Origin of the sequence: Steroidobacter sp., assembly GCF_016790065.1 — a bacterium.
Classification (GTDB): domain Bacteria; phylum Pseudomonadota; class Gammaproteobacteria; order Steroidobacterales; family Steroidobacteraceae; genus Steroidobacter.
The window spans coordinates 1-3,297 of sequence record NZ_JAEUPY010000223.1 but is presented as its reverse complement, the minus strand read 5'-3'; the positions used below and the strand labels follow the sequence as shown (position 1 = coordinate 3,297).

General features: G+C 60.4%; 4 protein-coding genes. 2 read left to right on the top strand and 2 right to left on the bottom strand.

The features are described from left to right. Window positions 1-872, bottom strand: an 872-nt coding sequence (locus JNL55_RS09640; protein ID WP_293852430.1) for a TonB-dependent receptor, incomplete at its 3' end; no start/stop codon positions are given. A 153-nt stretch (window positions 873-1,025) separates the two neighbouring features. On the opposite strand from JNL55_RS09640, the gene JNL55_RS09635 reads away from it, so the two are divergent. Together JNL55_RS09635 and JNL55_RS09630 are read left to right on the top strand one after the other, a co-directional pair. Further along, window positions 1,026-1,565 carry an RNA polymerase sigma factor gene (locus JNL55_RS09635; RefSeq protein ID WP_293852428.1) on the top strand — a complete coding sequence of 180 codons (540 nt, stop codon included), beginning with the start codon at window positions 1,026-1,028 and terminating at the stop codon, window positions 1,563-1,565. 4 nt (window positions 1,566-1,569) lie between these two features. Next, entirely contained in the window at window positions 1,570-2,607 is a 1,038-nt protein-coding gene (locus JNL55_RS09630) for a FecR family protein (RefSeq protein WP_293852426.1), read from the top strand. A gap of 61 nt (window positions 2,608-2,668) precedes the next feature. Here JNL55_RS09630 and JNL55_RS09625 read toward each other — a convergent pair whose 3' ends face one another. Next, window positions 2,669-2,932: a hypothetical protein gene (locus JNL55_RS09625; protein ID WP_293852424.1), complete on the bottom strand. Its 264-nt coding sequence runs from the start codon at window positions 2,930-2,932 to the stop codon at window positions 2,669-2,671. Window positions 2,933-3,297: the final 365 nt, after the last annotated feature.

Genomic DNA, 3,297 nt, shown 5'->3' with positions numbered 1-3,297 from the left:
ATCGGCGCGTTCGTGTCGAATGTGTTGTCCTGGGTGACCTTGATCTCGGCGCCGGTGTATTCGTGCTTGAGCACGATGTTGACGACGCCGCCGACCGCAGCACCGCCATAGATGGCAGCGGCGGACGATGGCAACACCTCGATGCGATCGATGGCGGCCGTGGGGATACCATTCACATCCGGCTGACCGGTGCTGCCCACCGCGTTGATGGCAGCGGTCCGTCGACCGTTGATCAGGATGAGCGTGTGATTGGCACCGAGCCCGCGCAGATTGATCGAGCTCATGTTGCCGAAGGCGTTGGGCGTCTGTTGAGCATTGCTCAGCGACACCGTATTCATGGTCAAGTTGTGCTTCAGGAACTGCTCGACATTGGTGGCGCCGGACTGCTCGATGGCCTGGCTGTTCAGAATTCGATAGGGCTGCACGTCGTTGACCGTACGCACGATGTCGACGTTCTCGTCGGTGAACGGCTTCTTACCCATGACCAACACGTCGACGATGCCGTCGCGCTCGGCTGAGGACTCCGTCGATGACGTGCCGCCCTCGGCCTTCGAAGGCGTCGCTTCCAGGATGCGAATGGTGCTGGCATTGACGAACTCGTAAGTCAGCCCGGTGTTGGCCAACATGCGCTCCAACGCTTCCTGCACGGTCAGTCGACCGTCGATGGCCGCGACTTCGATGTCGTCCGCGGCCCGTCCGCTCAGCCGCATCATGACTTGGACGCCGGCCTGCTCTCCCAGCTCTCGCACGGCGAACCGCAGCGGCTGCGCCTTCACATGCAGCGTAAACAGCTGGCTCGGCGATTCCTGCGCAACCGCCACGTTACCCAGCAACACCGAACAACACAGCGGCGCCCATATCTGACGAATCATCGTGTTCTCCCCATTTTGTAGAGCTGCCCCGATCCGGGGCCGGCATGCTCTCTAAGACGAGGGCCGTAACGGAACCTTAACCGGTAGGCGGGCGCGTGCGAATGAATTAAGGTTTTGCTCCGAGATCGGTCTATGGAGGTAACAGGAGTCGATATGTCCCAGCCCCAGCCTCCGGCGAAACCTGCAGGTGCCTTCGGGCTCCTGGAGCGGGCGTTCGCCCGCCATTCGCCGGAGCTGTATCGGTATCTGTTGCGAAGGCTACGGCGGCCGGCTGACGCCGACGATCTGACGCAAGAGATTTTAGAACGCTTCCTGCGCAGCGACGGCATCGGCAAAGCCCGCAATCCGCAGGCTTACCTGTTCGCCATTGCCGCCAACGTCGTAATCGATACCCGCTTGGCCGAGGGCAGATCCGTGGTGCTGTACGACTCGCAAACCGCCGATAGCCAGGCCCGGACCTTGCCCGATGCCGACCTCGAACCGGACGAGCGCATGAGCCTGGCCGAAGAGCTCAAAGCGGCGCTGGCACAACTCCCGGACATGCATCGCGCCGCCTTTTTGCTCACCAAGTGGGAAGGCCTGTCGGTCAAGGAAGCCGCCTCTCGGATGAATCTCACCGAGGGCAGCGTCATGGTGTACGTGTGCGAAGCGCGAGCCAAACTCAGGACCAGCCTCAAGGACCGGAAGGCCTAGCCTCATGAAAGTGCAAAATCAGATCGACGAGTTGCTGACCTTGCGCGCCTCGGAATGGTTCGAGATTCTGAAGAACCCGACGACCGCCGACTTGGAATCGTTCCTGGCGTGGCTGAGCGAGTCGCGCCGTCATGTCGATGAATTTCTGGCGGTAGCGGCCATCGACGAGGCTGTCGGCGATATGCCCGAGGAGCTGCGCGAGAACATCAACGAGTTGGTGCAACGAGTGTCGCCATCTATCACCGCGCTGCCGGCGAAGCCTCGTCCCCTCGCCGGCCATGCAACGCCTGCACCTTCGCGCTCAAGGAAAAATTTCTGGTCGCTCGCCGCGGCTGCATGCGTCACTGTTGTCGTTGTAGGCATCGTGCTGTTCAACACACTCGGCACGCAGACTCGGTACACCACGGATATCGGCGAACAACGGACCCTGGAGCTGGCGGACACTTCTATCGTCACGCTCAATGCTGATTCGCAGATCCGCTGGGAAGTCGATGAGACTCGCCGCGATGTCGAATTGCCACGAGGCGAAGCCATCTTCACTGTTGCGCATGACGCCAATCGTCCGTTCCGGGTTCATACGCGCAACGCTGTCGTGCAGGCCATCGGCACGAAATTCAACGTCTATGCACGCCCCACTGGCGATACTCGGGTGTCGGTGCTCGAGGGCCGAGTGCAGCTGACTGCGCTGACGGCCGCGCCAGGGAGTGCTCCACAGACATTGATGTTGAGCGCCGGTGAGGAAGCTGACATTCAATTGAACGGCAGCATCGCGCCGAATCCCGAAGCTGCGGTCGAGAACTCCGTAGCCTGGCGCGAACGCCGGCTGGCATTCAGTAACGTGTTGCTCGAAGACATGATCGTCGAGTTCAATCGTTACAACCGTTCACCGCGCTTGCGGCTGGAGAATGTGCCGCCAGGCATCTATCGCTTCGCCGGGACGTTCAATGCCACCGACCCTCAGTCGTTGGCGGATCTGTTGTCGCGAGAGCCGGATTTGTCGGTGGAGCGCAAGGACTCTGAAATTGTGATTCGGGTGCGCTGAATCGAGGCATAAAAAAAGCGGAGGCTCTGGCGAGCCTCCGCTTGGTGTCCCGGGTGTGAAGTTACACGCGGACGAAGTGATCCCAGTAGCTGTACTCGGTCTGGGTGCGGGTGCGCTTCCAGCCTTCGTACGTCTGGCGGCTCAGGTAGCCGTCATGGAACGTGGTGCCGACATACTGGCTGAACATCTGGGTGTAGCCGCTCCACGAGCCGGTGCTGATGAAGGAGCTGCGCAGGTGCCAGTCGCCGGCGCCGGTCAGTTCGGCCATCGACTTGCGGTCCAGAGCCTGGGAAACGTTCAGGTCGTTGAGGTTCAAAGTGGTCATTTCAGTATCTCCGTCAGTGGTTGAGGTGGTTTCGAAAACGCTGCGTGTCGCGCTTGACCGAGGAAAATGCAGGCGGCATGCCAAGCCCTGCCAACGGCTCGAAATTTTTTATAAGTGACTGACGGAACTAGAAAAATTTTAGCGAGAGCGCCACGAAGCCAACTGCGGCTGCGCGCTTCAACCGGAGATTCGTTGGCTCGCTCCCAACACAGAAAATAGTGGTTGTTGGATCGATCCCGACGCTGCGAACCAGCCGATCAGCGGCTGGCAGTAATCTGAGTACGCGCGTCGTGAATTGCGGTGGCTAGATCCAGCACGGCGGTGGCGTAGAACGTGGAGCGGTTGTAGCGAGTGATCGCGTCGAA

What these genes read in the sequence shown, in the direction of transcription:
- JNL55_RS09625 (WP_293852424.1), bottom strand. Translation starts at nt 2,932, where the DNA reads ATGACCACTTTGAACCTCAACGACCTGAACGTTTCCCAGGCTCTGGAC.
- JNL55_RS09635 (WP_293852428.1), top strand. Translation starts at nt 1,026, where the DNA reads ATGTCCCAGCCCCAGCCTCCGGCGAAACCTGCAGGTGCCTTCGGGCTC.
- JNL55_RS09630 (WP_293852426.1), top strand. Translation starts at nt 1,570, where the DNA reads ATGAAAGTGCAAAATCAGATCGACGAGTTGCTGACCTTGCGCGCCTCG.